At 65.4% G+C, this 15933-nt stretch carries 13 protein-coding genes; 4 read left to right on the plus strand and 9 right to left on the minus strand.

The features are described 5' to 3' along the window. Window positions 1-6: 6 nt before the first annotated feature. The 3 genes from AC3WLX_RS08050 to AC3WLX_RS08060 form a co-directional block, all read right to left on the minus strand. The gene (locus AC3WLX_RS08050; RefSeq protein ID WP_492335413.1) at window positions 7-753 is read right to left on the minus strand and encodes a 2OG-Fe(II) oxygenase; all 747 of its coding nucleotides are present in this window, start codon (window positions 751-753) and stop codon (window positions 7-9) included. Between the two features lie 292 nt (window positions 754-1045). Further along, the gene (locus AC3WLX_RS08055) at window positions 1046-1732 is read right to left on the minus strand and encodes a DUF2848 domain-containing protein (protein ID WP_492335414.1); all 687 of its coding nucleotides are present in this window, start codon (window positions 1730-1732) and stop codon (window positions 1046-1048) included. Beyond that, window positions 1725-3074, minus strand: coding sequence for an amidase (locus AC3WLX_RS08060; RefSeq protein WP_492335415.1), 1350 nt, complete (start codon window positions 3072-3074; stop codon window positions 1725-1727). Before AC3WLX_RS08060 ends, AC3WLX_RS08055 begins: the two co-directional genes overlap by 8 nt. Before the next feature lie 174 nt (window positions 3075-3248). Between AC3WLX_RS08060 and AC3WLX_RS08065 the strand changes: the two genes are divergently transcribed. The 3 genes from AC3WLX_RS08065 to AC3WLX_RS08075 all read left to right on the plus strand — a co-directional run bounded on the left by AC3WLX_RS08065 (window position 3249) and on the right by AC3WLX_RS08075 (window position 5860). Next, window positions 3249-3662, plus strand: a complete 414-nt coding sequence (locus AC3WLX_RS08065) for a Zn-ribbon domain-containing OB-fold protein (protein ID WP_100178942.1) — start codon at window positions 3249-3251, stop codon at window positions 3660-3662. A gap of 4 nt (window positions 3663-3666) precedes the next feature. Further along, window positions 3667-4806, plus strand: coding sequence for a thiolase C-terminal domain-containing protein (locus tag AC3WLX_RS08070; protein WP_492335416.1), 1140 nt, complete (start codon window positions 3667-3669; stop codon window positions 4804-4806). 139 nt (window positions 4807-4945) lie between these two features. Beyond that, on the plus strand, window positions 4946-5860 hold the full coding sequence (locus AC3WLX_RS08075; protein WP_492335417.1) for an SDR family NAD(P)-dependent oxidoreductase: 915 nt from the start codon (window positions 4946-4948) through the stop codon (window positions 5858-5860). 128 nt (window positions 5861-5988) lie between these two features. On the opposite strand, the gene ppc is transcribed toward AC3WLX_RS08075, so the two are convergent. The 6 genes from ppc to AC3WLX_RS08105 form a co-directional block, all read right to left on the minus strand. Then, complete coding sequence (gene ppc, locus AC3WLX_RS08080) at window positions 5989-8787, minus strand: phosphoenolpyruvate carboxylase (RefSeq protein ID WP_492335418.1); 2799 nt, start codon at window positions 8785-8787, stop codon at window positions 5989-5991. A gap of 919 nt (window positions 8788-9706) precedes the next feature. Beyond that, window positions 9707-10111: a YccF domain-containing protein gene (locus AC3WLX_RS08085; RefSeq protein WP_291624491.1), complete on the minus strand. Its 405-nt coding sequence runs from the start codon at window positions 10109-10111 to the stop codon at window positions 9707-9709. A gap of 167 nt (window positions 10112-10278) precedes the next feature. Further along, complete coding sequence (locus tag AC3WLX_RS08090) at window positions 10279-11364, minus strand: rhomboid family intramembrane serine protease (RefSeq protein ID WP_492335419.1); 1086 nt, start codon at window positions 11362-11364, stop codon at window positions 10279-10281. A gap of 87 nt (window positions 11365-11451) precedes the next feature. Continuing rightward, complete coding sequence (locus AC3WLX_RS08095) at window positions 11452-12246, minus strand: enoyl-CoA hydratase/isomerase family protein (protein ID WP_492335420.1); 795 nt, start codon at window positions 12244-12246, stop codon at window positions 11452-11454. A gap of 121 nt (window positions 12247-12367) precedes the next feature. Continuing rightward, window positions 12368-13912 carry an acyl-CoA synthetase gene (locus AC3WLX_RS08100; protein ID WP_492335421.1) on the minus strand — a complete coding sequence of 515 codons (1545 nt, stop codon included), beginning with the start codon at window positions 13910-13912 and terminating at the stop codon, window positions 12368-12370. Between the two features lie 161 nt (window positions 13913-14073). Next, a complete protein-coding gene (locus AC3WLX_RS08105) occupies window positions 14074-14883 on the minus strand; it encodes a crotonase/enoyl-CoA hydratase family protein (RefSeq protein ID WP_492335422.1) in 810 nt (269 codons plus the stop codon). Window positions 14884-14989: 106 nt separating this feature from the next. Here AC3WLX_RS08105 and AC3WLX_RS08110 point away from each other — a divergent pair, with 106 nt between their 5' ends. Next, the gene (locus AC3WLX_RS08110) at window positions 14990-15862 is read left to right on the plus strand and encodes an SDR family oxidoreductase (RefSeq protein ID WP_492335423.1); all 873 of its coding nucleotides are present in this window, start codon (window positions 14990-14992) and stop codon (window positions 15860-15862) included. Window positions 15863-15933: the final 71 nt, after the last annotated feature.

Consider the following 15933-nt stretch of genomic DNA (forward strand, 5'->3'; position numbering starts at 1 on the left):
CTCCGCTCATTTCGCATCGTGAAAGATCACACCCAGCGTATGGCGCCGGCCGGACCTGATCCGGCTGACGCCATGGCGCAGATTAACGCGGTAGGTGCCACGTGTCCCCTGCACCGGGCGATGATGCACAGCGAAGGCGACGGCATCGCCCTGCGCGAGCGGCACAACCTCGGCACGCGACTGCATCCGCGGGCGCTGCTCGGTCAGCACGAACTCGCCGCCGGTGAAATCCTGTCCGGGCTCCGAGAGCAGGATCGCGACCTGGAGCGGGAACACGTGCTCGCCATAGAGATCCTGGTGCAAGCAATTGTAGTCGCCGGCTTCGTATTGCAGCAGCAGCGGCGTCGGCCGGCTCTGGCCCGCCCCGTGGCAGCGCTTCAGGAACGCCGCGTGCGTGGCGGGATAGCGGATGTCGATCCCCATCGCCTCGTTCCAGCGATTGGCAACGCCGTGCAGCTGCGCATAGAGCGCCGGGCGGAGCTGCGCGATCAGGTCGGGCAGCGGATAGGCGAAGTATTTGTACTCGCCGCGGCCGAAGCCGTGGCGGCCCATGACGACGCGACTGCGGAAGTGCGTGTCCTCGGAGTAAAGCGAGGCGACGGCGCGGCATTGATCGGGCGTGAGCAGGTTCTTCAGGACGGCGCAGCCTTGGGAGTCGAGCTCGGCGGTGATTTGCGGCCAGTCGAGGGCGTCGACGTGGGCGGCGAGGTCGGCCACAGAGTCTGGTGCGGCAACACGTTTGGCAATGGCCATAGCGATATCCTATCCAAGTCCGTCATTCCGGGGCGCGACGAAGTCGCGAGCCCGGAATCCATTCATCCACCGACCATGCCGCACGATGGATTCCGGGCTCGCGCCCAAGTGGGCGCGCCCCGGAATGACGGATGTGGGTGTGGCAAGGCGCGAGCGCTACGGCCACCCGATTTCCGATGACTCTTTCGCCGTCATTGCGAGGAGCCCTTGCGAGGAAGCAATCCAGAATCCCGCCGCGGAACCAGTCTGGATTGCTTTGCTTCGCTTCGCTCGCAATGCCCGTGGGGTAGACCTACCCCCTCACCGGCAGCGTCGTCACATCATAGCCGTGCCTGATCGTGCGCTTCAGCACGGGGTCTTCCAGCTCGAAGTCGAAGCGGTCGGCCGGGCGGATGCCGCCCTTGGCGGCGAAGGTGCCGCCGAACATGGCGCAGCCGTCGGGGAGCTTGCCGGCGTCAAAGCCGCGCGCGATGAGGTCGGTGACCGGAAGCATCGCGTCCAGCGTGCCCTCCTGGTACAGCACGCGCTCGCCTTTGATCGTGGCGTATGAGCGCAGGATCATCTTGTCCCAATGGCCGATGACGTCCTCCAGCTCCCACAGGGTGGCGGCGATCGGCTTGTCGCACATCTGCTTGGACACTGTGACGTTGTAGGCCTCGACCTTGCGGTCGGTATGGTCGGAGCCGCAGCCGACGAAGATGCGGCCCTGCCAGCCGATCAGCACGAACTCGACCTCGCCGGAGGAATCGCCGCCGGTGCATTCGATGCTGTCCTCCTGGGTCAGCCGCCGCGCCGAAGCGCGGTAATAGATCGGCGTCGAGGCCGGCGGGGCGATGCCCATCTCCTGCAGCTCCTTGATGTGCTTGTCGCGCGCGACCGGATCGCGGCCGGTCCAGCCGGCGATGACCAGCTGGTCGATCGCGAGCGTCAGCGGCGTGGTGGTGTCCTGGGCGTCAATGGTGAAAGTCAGGTCAAACACGAACGACGGCCTCCATGCCGGCAGCAAGTTCGAAGATGCGATGGTCCGAGCCGCCCGCGCCCGCCAGCATCAGGCCGACGGGAACGTCGCCGTCGCGGTGACAGGGCAGCGAGATGGCGCAGCCGTCGATCAGGTTGATCAGGCTGCAATTGCGCAAGGCGCGGATGTTTTCGCGGGTGAATGCCTGATCGTCCGCGAGGTCGGCGATCTTCGGCGGGGTGTTGGGCGTGGTCGGCAGCACCAGCGCATCATAGGGCGCGATGCGCGCGTTGACGCGCGCGATCAGCGACCGCCGTTCATTGAGCAGGTCGATGTAGTCGGCAGCGCTCTGCGCCTCGCCGCGCATGATGCGGACGAAGACGCGAGGATCGTAGACGTCACCCTTGGCCGTGATGAGATAACGGTGCCAGGCGTAGCTTTCGGAGGCCGCGAAGCCGCCCTTGGCGTTCATCGGGCCGATGTCGTGGAACTCCGCCATCTCGATGCGCTCGATGATGGCCCCGTGATCAGACAACGTCTTCAGCGCACGCTCGAAGGTTTGGGCCACTTCCGCGTCGAGATCGTCGAGCGCAATCGTGGTGGGCACAGCAAGCCGCATGCCCTCAACCGGCCGCGGCTTCAGCGGGGCAATCGGCTCGTTCGCAAGCACCGCGTCGAGTATGGCACAGCAGCTGACCGATCGCGCCAGCGGCCCGATGCTGTCGAGCGAGAACGACAGCGGCACGGAGCCGTCGAGCGGTACCCGGCGCTGCGTCGGCTTGTAGCCGACGATGCCGTTGAAGGCCGCCGGAATGCGGCAGGAGCCGCCGGTATCGGTGCCGAGCGCGCCATGGGCCATGCCGTCGAGCACGGACACCGCCGCGCCCGAGGACGAGCCGCCGGGCACGTGGCCTTCGGCGCGGTTCCAGGCGCCCTTCGGGGTGCCGTAATGCGGATTGATGCCGATGCCGGAATAAGCGAACTCGGTCATGTTGGTTCGCCCGATCACGACGAAGCCGGCCTTTCGCAGCCGCGCCACCGTCGCGGCGTCCTGCTCGGCAGGCGAGGAATCCTCGAGCGCGCGCGAGCCTGCGCGCGTCACCTGGCCCTTGATATCGAACAGATCCTTGATCGAGATCGGGATGCCGGCATAGCGCGACGGCGCCGCCTTGGCCTTGCGCAGGGAATCCATCGCATCGGCTGCCGCGAGCGCGGCATCCTTGTCGACATGGATGAAGGCGCGCTGGCCCTCGCCGGCGGGGTCGGCGATCCTGGCGAGGCAGGCCTCGACCAGCTTGCGGGAGGTGGTGCGGCCGCTTTCGAGGTCTTCGGCGAGCTTCGCCAGTGTCGGAAAATCGGGCATGTCTGTCTCACGGAATATTTCGCGCGCAATCTATAGCGCTGGCTCAGCTCGACACAAGCACTGTGCGCATGATGGCATGCATGCGCATTGCTGGACCGTTGACGCGCCATGGTCGAATGTCGCATCAAGTTCGAACAGGCGGGCGCGAGGCCTGTCCCTTGGAGGAGCGCCAACATGGCCGAACCGCAGCGCGCGCGACCGAAACCGACGCCGGAGACCCAGCATTTCTGGGACGGCACCAAGGCCGGCGAGCTGCGCCTGCAGCGCTGCGACGCCTGTGCGCATGTCTATTTCCCGCCGCGGCCGTTCTGCCCGTCCTGCGCCTCGCGCAAGGTGAGCATCTTCAAGGCGAGCGGCAAGGGCTTTCTTTACAGCTACGTCATCAACCACCGCCCCGCCGCGCCCGGCTTCACGCCGCCTTACGCCATCGCGGTGGTCGAGCTCGACGAGGGACCGCGGATGATGAGCAACATCATCGATTGCCCGCAGACCCCCGAAGCACTCGAACTCGACATGAAGCTTGAGGTCGCCTTCCAGGCGCTCGACGACAAGATCACCCTCCCCGTCTTCCGTCCGGCGAAGGGATAAGGTCATGCGCAGGAACCAGGTTGCCGTCGTCGGCGCGGCCGAGACCACCGAGCTCGGGGTCATCCCGAACGCGTCGCAGCTCCAGCTGCATGCGGACGCGGCGCTCAATGCCATCGCGGATGCCGGACTCAGGCTCTCCGACATCGACGGCTTTGCTACCGCGGTCGAAACGCCGCAGCAGGTCTGCCACTATCTCGGCATCAAGCCGACCTGGGTGGACGGCACCTCGGTCGGCGGCTGCTCCTTCATGCTGCATGTCCGCCACGCCGCGGCGGCGATCGAGGCCGGCCTGTGCAAAATCGTGCTGATCACCCATGCCGAGAGCGGCAAATCGATGATCGGCAAGCTGCCGCGGTCGACGCCGGCGGACAGCCTCAACGGCCAGTTCGAGGCTCCTTTCGGCGTCTACGGCCCGCCCAGCATGTTCCCGATCCCCGTGCTGCGCTTCATGAAGACCTACGGCATCACCCACGAGCAGCTGGCTTCGGTTGCGGTGGTGCAGCGGGAATGGGCGGCGAAGAATCCGCGCGCGATGATGAAGGAGCCGATCACGGTCGCCGACGTCCTCAACTCGCGCATGATCGCCTATCCGTTCCGGCTTCTGCAGTGCTGCCTCGTCACCGACGGCGGCGGCGCGCTGATCCTGACCTCGGCCGACCGCGCCAAGGACTTTCCGAGGAAGCCCGTCTACATCATGGGCACCGGCGAGAGCGTGGAAACGCCGATGGTCAGCCAGATGGAGACCTTCAACTCCTCGCGCGCGTTCAAGACCGCGGGGCCGCTGGCCTTCAAGGAGGCCGGCATTGCGCATGGGGATGTCGACCATCTCATGATCTACGATGCGTTCGCGCATCTGCCGCTGTTCGGCCTCGGCGATCTCGGCTTCATGCCGTATGAAGAGACCGGCCAATTCATCGCCGACGGCAACACGCGGCCTGGCGGGAAGCTGCCGCTCAACACCAATGGCGGCGGATTGAGCTACATGCATTCGGGCATGTATGGCATGTACGCGCTGCAGGAGAGCGTGCGCCAGATGCGCGGGATCGCGCCGGCCCAGGTGCCGAACGCGAAGATTTCGGTGTGCCACGGCGTGGGCGGCATGTTCGCAGCGTCGGGCACGATCGTGTTTACGAACGAGAGGTAACGGCGCGGCAATACCCAGCCGTCATTGCCGGGCTTGCCCCGGCAATCCATCCTCGTCTGAAGATGGATGCGCGGGTCAAGCCCGCGCATGACAAGCTGGGTTAGACGCGGCGATGAAGACAACATAGAGAGGCACCCCCATGAGCAAATCACTGCAAGACAAGGTCATCATCGTCACCGGCGCAGGCCGCGGCATCGGGCGCGAGATCGCGCTGCTCTGCGCCGGCGAAGGGGCCAAGGTCGTCGTCAACGATCCCGGCGGCGCCGCCGACGGCGGCGGCTCGAACGCCGCACCCGCCGAGGAGGTGGTCGAGGAGATCAAGAAGCGCGGCGGCACCGCGGTCGCCAATTTCGAATCGGTGGCGGAAGCGATCCCCGCCAGCAAGATCGTGAAGACCGCGACCGATCATTTCGGCCGGCTCGACGGCGTCGTGAACAATGCCGGCATCCTGCGCGACATGATCTTCCACAAGATGAGCGTGGAAGCCTTCGAGGCCGTCATCAAGGTGCATCTGATGGGCTCCTTCTATGTCAGCCACGCTGCGGCGCGCATCTTCCGCGAGCAGGAGTCGGGCTCGTTCGTGCACTTCACCTCGACCTCAGGCCTGATCGGCAATTTCGGCCAGGCCAACTATGCCGCCGCCAAGCTCGGCATCGTCGGCCTCTCCAAGTCGATCGCGCTCGACATGGGCCGTTTCAACGTCCGCTCCAACTGCGTCTCGCCGTTCGCCTGGACGCGCATGATCGGCACCATCCCGACCGAGACCGAGGCCGAGAAGGCGCGCGTCGAAAAGATCAAGCAGATGGGACCGGAAAAGATCGCGCCGCTGTGCGGCTACCTCCTCGGCGATTCCGCCAAGGACGTCACCGGCCAGATCTTCGGCGTGCGCATGAACGAGATCTTCCTGTTCAGCCAGAACCGGCCGATCCGCTCGGTGCAACGGAGCGAAGGCTGGACGCCGCAATCGATCGCGGAGCACGGCATGCCGGCGCTGAAGGGCTCGTTCTACAAGCTGGATCGTTCGGCCGACATCTTCACCTGGGATCCGGTGTAAGGACACATACTCTCCACGTCATGGCCGGGCATGTCCCGGCCATCCACGCCTTGCCACACTGCACCAAGAACGTGGATGCCCGGGACAAGCCCGGGCATGACGATCGAGGGCGGAGCAGTTGCGTTACCCTACCCCGTATTCCGCAACCCCGCAGAGATGCCGTTGATCGTCAGCTGAATCCCGCGCAGCACCTGCTCGTCCGGGTTCTGCGCGCGGTGCTCCTTCAACAGCTCGACCTGCACGTGGTTGAGCGGGTCGAGATAGGGGAAGCGGTTGCGCACCGAGCGCTCCAGCAGCGGGTTGCCTTGGAGCAACCGGTCCTGGCCCATGATGTCGAGCAGCGTCTCGATGCAGGAATGCCATTCGCGGCGGATGCGGCCGAAGATCTTCTCGCGCAAGGCCTCGTCCGGCACCAGCTCGGCATAGCGCGAGGCGATCGCGATAGAGCTTTTCGCCAGCACCATGTCCATGTTCGACAGCAGCATGCGGAAGAACGGCCATTCCCTGTAGAGCTCCTTCAGGAACGGCATGCCCTTGTCAGGATGCTCGGCGATCCATTGCTCGACGGCGCTGCCGAAGCCGTACCAGCCCGGCAGCATCAACCGGCATTGCGCCCAGGAGAACACCCAGGGGATCGCGCGCAGATCCTCGATGGCGCGGGTCTTCTTGCGCGAGGCCGGACGGCTGCCGATGTTCAGCGTCGCGATCTCGTTGATGACAGTCGATGACCAGAAATAATCGACGAAGCCTTCGGTCTCGTAGACGAGGCCGCGATAGGCCTTGAAGGCGAGGCTCGACAATTCGTCCATCGCCGTCAGATATTCGCGGCGCGGCGCGCTCTGGCGCGGATGCAGGAGGCTCGCCTCCAGCGTCGCGGCGGCGAGGATCTCCAGATTGCTGCGGCCGACCTCGGCGTTGGAATATTTCGACGAAATGATTTCGCCCTGTTCGGTGATGCGGATCTGTCCGTTCACGGCGCCGCCAGGCTGGGCGATGATGGCGTCATAGCTCGGCCCGCCGCCACGGCCCACAGAGCCGCCGCGACCGTGAAACAGGCGCAGGCGCACGTGATGGCGCTCGAACACTTCGACGAGGCCGATCTCGGCCTTGTAGAGCTCCCAGCCCGAAGTGACGAAGCCGCCGTCCTTGTTCGAGTCGGAATAGCCGAGCATGACCTCCTGCACGCTGCCGCGGCTGTCGACCAGGCGCCGGTAATCGTGCAGCGACAGCATGCGGTCCATGATGCCGGATGAGGCCTGCAAATCCTCGATGGTCTCGAACAGTGGCACGATGTTGATAGCGCTGCGCCCGGAGGGATGAACGAGGCCGACCTCTTTCAAGAGCACCGCGACCTCGAGCATGTCCGACATGCCCTTGCACATCGAGATGATGCATTGGGGGATGGCATCCGAGCCGAACTTCGCATGCGCTTCCGCCGCCGCATGGAACACGTTGAGCTCGCCCATGGTCTCGTCGCTGTACTTGACGAAGGGCGACACCAGCGCGCGCGTCGAGCGCAGCTCGTTGGTGAGCAGCGAGATGCGGGCGTCCTCGCCGAGCGCCAGGTAGGACATGCCGGGATTGGCGGCGTCCATCAGCTCGGCGATGGTGCGCTCGTGCACGGCCGAGTTCTGGCGGATGTCGAGCCGCGCCAGATGGAAGCCGAAGCAGTCGACCGCGCGGCGCAGCAGCCGCAGCCGGCCGCGGGCGATGACGCGGGCGTTGTTTGAGATCAGCGAGCGGTGCAGCACGTCGAGATCGGCTTGCAACTCCCTGACGCTCTCATAGGGCTTGCCCTTGCCGACCGGACGGCGCGTGATCTCGACCTCGAGCTTTTCGGCCGTCGCCGTCAAGCGCGCATAGATGCCGGAGACCGCCAGGCGATAAGGCTCGCCGCTCCGGTGCGGCGAGGTGTCGGGCGAGCGCTCCGCGAGCGTGCGCAGCTCCTCGGAGACATCGGCGAGATGCGCCGCGATCGACAGCTCCGCGCCGAGCACGTGCAGCTCGTTCAGATAGAACTGCATCACCCGGCTCGACTGCAGCCGCAGCGTGCCGCGCATGACATCGGCGGTGACGAAGGGATTGCCGTCGCGGTCGCCGCCGATCCAGCTGCCCATGCGCAGGAACGAGGCGAGCTCGCCAGCGGCATGCTCGCCGCCGTCGCCCAGCCGGTCTTCCAGCGTGTTGATCAGCCGCGGGACCTCACGAAGGAACGTGTAGTCGTAGAACGACAGGCCGTTGGCGACTTCATCCAGCACGGTCAGCTTTGTCCGGCGCAGGAGATTGGTCTGCCACAACGTCAGCACCTCGCGGCGAAGCTGCTCGTCGCTGGCATCAAGCTCCTCCGTGGTCAGCGCCACGCGCTCGCGGCGGTCGAGCAGCTGCGCGATTTCCATCTCGCGGTCCATGGTGCTCTTGCGGCGGACCTCGGTCGGGTGCGCCGTCAACACCGGGCTGACAAGCGCCGTCTTGAAGAAGCTGCGCAGCTGGTCGGGGCCGATGCCTGCGTCCCTGGCGTGGGCCAGCGTCTGCGCCAGGACGCCCGCACTGCCGCCATTGGCTCCGGCGCGGGCGCGCATCTGGCGGATGTTGTTCTGGTCCTCGGCGATGTTGGCGAGGTGGGAGAAATAGCTGAAGGCGCGGACGATCCGCACCGTCTCCGAGGTCGACATGCTGTCGAGGATCTGCTCGAGCTCGCGGCGGGCGAGCCTGTCCTCGTCGCGGTGGAACCGGATCGAGGTCTGCCTGATGCGCTCGACCAGGTCGAACACATCGGCCCCCTCCTGGTCGCGCACGGTGTCGCCGAGGATGCGCCCGAGCAGGCGGATGTCGTCCCGCAGCCGCGCCTCGGCCTCCAGCGCCTGGGCGTCCTCGGGACGGTTAGGGCGAGGCTCGGTGCTCTCGGATGATACGGTCTGGAGGGACATGGCTCGCTCCCCTGCTCGCGCCCTTGGCGGCCCGGTCCGGCGGAGTTTGCGCTATTTTTCTACCGCAGTGCAAGATGAAGTTAGGGCGATGCAAAACTGCTGGCCGCGTTCGTGATAGCGCTGCGTCCGGGGGGCACAGATGAGCTCGTTGTGGAATAAACATGCCCTCGCGGTCTCGCGGCGCAGGCGCCCGAGCTTGCTGTTCGTTTCGCCCCCTCCGAGCGGAAGGGGCGCAGGGAAGGCCGGGCGCCGGCTGGCACCCGAAGGTCCGCACGCGACAAGACGCACGCGGGGTGACCACAGGTGTTGCCGGTCGCCCGGCCTTCCCTGCGCAATGGTGTTACGACTTATGGCGCGCTCTCCCCGGGGAGCGATGCACTATTGCCCCCGTCGCCTTGCAGATGACTGATGCGCGCGCCCGGTCGGGCCGCAGCATCACCACAAGCCTTGACGCACAGACCCCGGGCGTCAGGACCACACGCTTTTGCCGTCCGCGGACGTCCCTCCCCGAACAGCCGGAAGCTCGCGCGTGCTCGCCCCCGATGCCGAAAAGAAACGCTGTAACCGCACCGTGTCGTGCCGCGGATCGTGATGGCTCACGGGTTTGCCCGCCCTGCCGTCCCGTCACGCGCCGGCGCTGCCGCGTCCATCGCGTCCCGGCCTACGTATCGTGACGATCGCGAAACGCCCCTTTGACGGGCCAGGATGAATGCGGTTTAGCCGAAACTTCAAATTCGGTCAATCAGAAAATCTTGCAGCCTGGTCCCTTGACCTGCATGTGGGGTGTTTTGCTCGTCGGACCGTGCGAGAGATTGTGTGACGACGTAGGATGGGCAGAGCCCTTGCGAAACTCATCATGCTTCGGTGTCGGTGCGGATGATGGGTTTCGCTGGCGCTCTACCCATCCTACGCGTTCGCCTCAAGCCGGCACGATCACCTTGCCGATCGGCCAGAGCGCGATGCCCGCGAGCTTGAGATGTGCCCAAGCGAAGGGGATGCCGATGATGGTGACCGCGAGCGCCAGCGCGGTCAGGAGGTGGCCGAGCGCCAGCCACCAGCCGGCGAGCACGAACCAGATGATGTTGCCGATCACCCCGAGCGGACCGGTGCCGATATCCTCGACACCGGTCACGTCGTAGCGGTTGACCGCGCGCGAGCCGAACGGCAGCAGCGTGTAGACCGCGATGTTGAACGCCGCCCGCGCCCAGGGCAGGCCGATGATGGTGATGGCCATGATGACCGCGGCGATCACCCAGCCGAACGCCATCCAGGCGCCGCCGAAGAGGATCCAGAGGATGTTGAGCAGGATGGAAACGGGGGCCATGAGACGATCCGGAAAACAACGATCCCGTGCATATAGGTACGAAATCTGTTTCTGCTACGACGGTAACGTAGCCCGGATGGGCGAAGCGACATCCGGGACCTGACTCTCACCGTCCCGGGTATCGCTGCGCTCACCCGGGCTACGGGCTTATAGCACGTCCCGCGAGGTCATAGTCCATGACGCCGGTTGCGTTCGGCACGCAGCGATGCGCCGACAAATCCAACATCCTCGATCCCGCGCGATATCTCCTTTGAGCAGAGCCAGAGCGTCAGCGCGGCGGCGCCGATCGCGGCGAGCCCGGAAATGAGGACGGGATTGGGGCAGAATGCGGCGAGCAAGTTGTCGAGCGGAACGGCCCCGGTGGGCCAGCGCGGGGTGCAAGACGATGCCAGGACCCAACCGGACAGCGTCACGGCGGCCGCGTTCATACAAGCGAGAATCGCTACGGCGATCGCAAGGCCCCTCCTGACGGAGAGCGCGACATCGATCGCTTTCACGACCGCGCAAGACGCAACCACGGCAACGAAAGCCGGGATCCATCCAGACCCGCTGGCAGCCATCGCCTGGCCCGGACCGCTCCAGGCCCACAGCGCGACGACGCACCCGAGCAGGGTCAGATTGACCTTCATGGGTTCGGGAAATTTGCAACGAAGCACCCACACGTTCGCTTTTTCGACCAAGTCCAGCAGTGCGCAGACGATCAGCCCGGCCGCAAAACCACCGAGGTGAACGCCCCAATCGATCCGCGAATTGCCGAACGCGAACGCAATGTTCAAGCCGATGTTGATCGCGAAGAAATCGAACCCGACCTCGAGCTTGCCGAGGATCCACAAGCAAAGCAGCGCGCCCAGAATGCCCGACGTGGCGCCGGACGCGCCGACCGTCAAATACGGCGTCGAATGGATGCCATTGCCGATGACGGCGCCGAGCACCATCGCGCAGAGGTAAATGATGAGGAAATAGGCCGGCCCGACCCGCCGCTCCAGATGCGCGCCCCACAGCACGAGACACAGCATGTTCATAGTGAGATGAACGAAATTGACGTGCAGGAAGCCATAGGCGACGAGGCGCCAGTATTCATGCCGCGCGATCGCGCCCGCATACATGCCGCCGTAGCGATACAGCAGCTCCCCCGGCGCCGCCGGACCGCCCGCCTGGATGAAGCAGAACCCCGATGCGAGCACTGTCACCGTCATCAGCACGTAGACGGCGGCATGGGGGACTTCGAAGAAACCGGCACGATAGGAGGGCATGGACGATCGCAACAAATTGGCGTGGGAACGCCAACCTAGCCGAGCCGGTCGATAATTGCTACTCCTGCGCGCACCAGCTAGCCTCGGCTACCGGCCCTCGAACTTCGGCTCGCGCTTCTCCATGAAGGCCTTCATGCCCTCGGCCATGTCCGCGGTTTTGAACAGTGGCAGGAGCTGGAGATAGACGTGGTGGACATGGTCCTGGAAATTCTCGTTGAGGCCCATCCGCATCATGCGCTTGGAGGCCTGCACCGCGAGCGGCGCGTTGGCGGCGATCTCGCGGGCGATCGCCGTGGCGCGAGCCATTAACTCGGCATCCGGCACCACCTCGTTGGCGAGGCCCCAATCCAGGCACTCGCGCGCGCTGAGGGTGCGGCCGGTGAAGATCAGCTCGGAGGCTTTGGCCCAGCCGAGCATGCGCGGCAGCAGCCAGGTGCCACCGGATTCCGGCACCACGCCACGCTTGACGAAGGCGGCGGCGAGCTTGGCCGACTCCGCCATGATGCGGATGTCGCAGCCGAGCGCCGTGTCCATGCCGTAGCCGGCGGCGCCGCCATTGACGGCGCAGATGGTCGGCTTGTCCATCGCATGCAGGATGGTCGGCGGCGTGTTGCGGAGGTTGATCGTGGTCGGCGATGAGGCAGCGCTGAGGCCGTTGCCGTCACGCTCCTTGCGCAGGTCGAGCCCGGCGCAAAACGCCCTACCCTTCCCGGTGAGGATCACGACGCGGACGTTGTTGTCCTCATTGGCCTCCGTCAGCAGCCGGGCGAGGTCGTTCAGCATCGGTCCGGAGATGGTGTTCATGCGCTCCGGCGCGTTGAGGGTGATGGTCGCGATGTGGTCGGCGACAGTGTAGAGGACTTCGGTTGCTGTATCGGTCATTTCTTTCCCCATCGGTTGTCTCGTAGGGTGGGCAAAGGCGCTCTTGCGCAGTGCCCACGATCTGTCTCCATAAGCAAGAATTCGTGGGCACGCTTCGCTTTGCCCACCCTACGGCACCGCCTTAAATTTTCCGGCCCGCCTGCTCCCAATAGGGATCGCGCAGGCGGCGCTTGAAGATCTTGCCGGAATCTTCGCGCGGCAGGCCAGTGCGGATCTCGACGTGCTTGGGGACCTTGTAATCAGCCAGATGCGCCTTCAGCGCGGCGCGGACATCGGAGGCAGCGAGCGTGATCCCGGGCTGCGGCTCCACCACCGCCATCAGCGCCTCGCCGAACTCGGCGTCGGGAATGCCGAACACCGCGCAATCGTGCACGCCGGGCACGGCATGCAGCACCGACTCGATCTCAGCGGGGTAGATGTTGACGCCCCCTGAGATCACCATGTCGCGCTTGCGGTCGCAGATGAAGACGTAGCCGTCCTCGTCGATATAGCCGACGTCGCCCGAGGTGATGAAGCCGTCGCGGTCGATCTCGGCGCGCTTCTCCGGCTTGTTGTGGTAGGTGAAATCGGCCATCTCGGCCATGCGGGAATAGATCTCGCCGATCTCGCCCACGCCGAGCACGCGTCCGTCCTCGCCGATGAAGCGTAGCTCGGCCCCGGGCGAGATCTTGCCGACGGTGCCGGGCTTCTTGAGCGCATCTTCCGACGTCGCGAAGGTCACGGCGCTGGATTCGGTCGAGCCGTAGAATTCGTAGATCACCGGTCCCCACCACTCGATCATGGCGCGCTTGACGTCGGCCGGACACGGCGCGGCGGCGTGGATCACGTGGCGCAGCGAGGAAACGTCGTACTTCCTGCGCACCGCCTCGGGCAGCTTCATCAGGCGAATGAACATGGTCGGCACCATGAAGATGGTGTCGATCTTATAGCGCTCGATCGCTTCCAGGAATTCCTCGGCCTCGAAGCGCGGCATCAGCACCAGCACCCCGCCGAGCTTGCCGGCGCGGATGCCGAAGGAATTCGGCGCGGAGTGATAAAGCGGCCCCGGCAGCAGCGCGCGGGCGCCGGGCTTGAGCCCGTAGATCATCGCCCGCATGCGCTCGCCGGCGGCCTGCTGCTCTGGTGTCGGCGCGTTGCGCCGCACGCCCTTGGGGTGACCGGTCGTGCCTGACGTATAGATCATGTTCATCGGCTGCGGGACCACCGGGCCGTCATAAGGCGGGTGTTGCGCGAGCCAGGATTCGAAGTCGATCGCGAAGCCGGGGGTCTTCAGATCATCGGGATCGATCTTGTAGCTGGACAAAATCTCCGGCGGGGTCGGCACGCTGAGGACGGTGACGCCCTCCGGGATGGCGCCGCGCAGGGCGTGCAGCATGTCGGCATGCCCGATCAGCACGGACGTGCCGGTGTCGTTCAGGATGTAGGTGATCTCCTCCGGCTTGAAGTGCCAGTTGATCGGCACGCCATAGGCACCCAGGCGCATCGTGGCATAGGCGGCTTCGAGGAAGGCGATGTCGTTCCGCATGAGCATGCAGACGCAATCGCCCTGGCGGACGCCGATTTTTGCGAGGCCGGAGGCGATGCGGTCGGCGCGGGCGGCGACCTCTGTGTGGCTGCGGCGGCGGTCGCCGGAGACGATGCCGAGGAAGGGGGACGTTTCGCTCATTGTTGTTGTCCGATCTTTCGCCGGGTTGACACGTGGACACCACTCGGGTCGTCATTCCGGGGCGATGCGTAGCATCGAACCCGGAATCCATTTTACGGCAGAGCATGCGGCCTGATGGATTCCGGGCTCGCCGCTACGCTGCGCCCCGGAATGACGGAAAGCTAATCCGCGAATTTCGGCGCACGCTTCTCCAGATTCGACCGCACGGCCTCAGTCTGGTTGGCGCTGCCGATCAGCTTCTGCTGCTCGACGGATTCCGCCAGCAGCGCCGGGCCGGGATCGACCGAAAGGTTGTTCAGCATCCGCTTGGCCGCGCGGATCGCATCGGGGCTTTTTCCCGCGATTTCGCGCGCAACCTCCAGCGCTGCCGCGCGTGGATCGTCGCAGATGCGGGTGGCGAGGCCGTATGTCATCGCCTCCTGCGCCGAGAAGATGCGGCCCGTATAGGTGAGATCGCGCAGGATGTCGTCGCGCACGAGGCTGGCGAGGATCGGCGTGCCCGCCATGTCAGGCACGAGGCCCCATTTGATCTCCATGATCGACATCCGCGCGTCCGCCGAGAGAAACCGCATGTCGGCGCCGAGCGAGAGCTGGAAGCCGCCGCCAAAGGCGACGCCGTGCACGGCTGCGATGACGGGCACCGGAAGCTGGCGCCAGCCCCACACCGCTTGTTGCGGGAAGTTCGCTAGGCCGTGCGTGCGCTTGGTGAGATCACGATTTTCGCCGCCCGGAATTCCGTTGCCGCCCTTCTCCTTCATGGCGGCAAAACGTCCCATGTCGAGACCGGCGCAGAAGGCGCGGCCTTCGCCCGAGAGCACGACGGCGCGCACGCCTTTTTCCTTCGAAAGCCGTTCCGCTGCCGCAACAAGTGCCTCGAACATGGCCTGATCCAGCGCGTTCATCTTGTCGGCGCGCACTAGGCGCACGTCGGCGACGCCTTCCGAGATCGAGATCGAGACGCGCTCTTCCATGGACGAATTCTCCCTTGTTCTTGACCGGTTGCCGCTTTACAGGACGCCGGCGGACGGATTTAGTCAATCGACCAATTAACTGACAATCCCTACGGGGGAAACAGCCATGTTCAAGGAAAATCTTCTGGCCGGCCGGCGCATTCTCGTGACCGGCGGCGGCACCGGTCTCGGCAAGTCGATGGCGACGCGCTTCCTCCAGCTCGGCGCCGAGGTGCACATCTGCGGCCGGCGCAAGATCGTGTGCGACGAGACCGCGACCGAGCTGATGGCCCAGTATGGCGGCCGCGTCACCAGCCACGGCGTCGACATCCGCAACGCGCTCGCGGTCGAGGAGATGATCGAGACCATCTTCCGCGATGGTCCCCTCACCGATCTCATCAACAACGCCGCCGGCAATTTCATCTCGCGCACCGAGGAGCTGTCGCCGCGCGGCTTCGATGCGGTCGCCAACATCGTCATGCACGGCACGTTCTACGTGACCCATGCGGTCGGCAAGCGCTGGATCGCCTTGAAGCAGCCCGGCAACGTCGTCTCCATCACCACGACCTGGGTGCGCAACGGCTCGCCTTACGTGGTGCCGTCGGCAATGAGCAAATCGGCGATTCACGCCATGACGATGTCGCTGGCGACCGAATGGGGCCGCCACGGCATCCGCCTCAACACCATCGCCCCGGGCGAGATCCCGACCGAGGGCATGAGCAAGCGCATCAAGCCCGGTGACGAGGCCGGCGCGCGCACCAAGGCGATGAACCCGATGGGCCGCGTCGGCACCATGGAGGAGTTGCAGAACGTCGCCGTGTTCCTGATCTCCGGCGGCTGCAACTGGATCAACGGCGAGACAATCGCCATGGACGGCGCGCAGGCGCTGGCCATGGGCGGCAATTTCTACCAGCTCCGCGACTGGAGCGACGACGACTGGAAGACCGCGCGCGAGAGCATCATGGCGCAGAACGAGAAGGACCGCGCGAAGCGGGGGTGAAGGCGAGGTTGTGTGGATGCGGGGCATCAGGAGCTGACGCTCTCGCGCCACCTCAACTGTCGTCCCCACGA

Source organism: Bradyrhizobium sp. FW305-F6 (genome assembly GCF_058782905.1).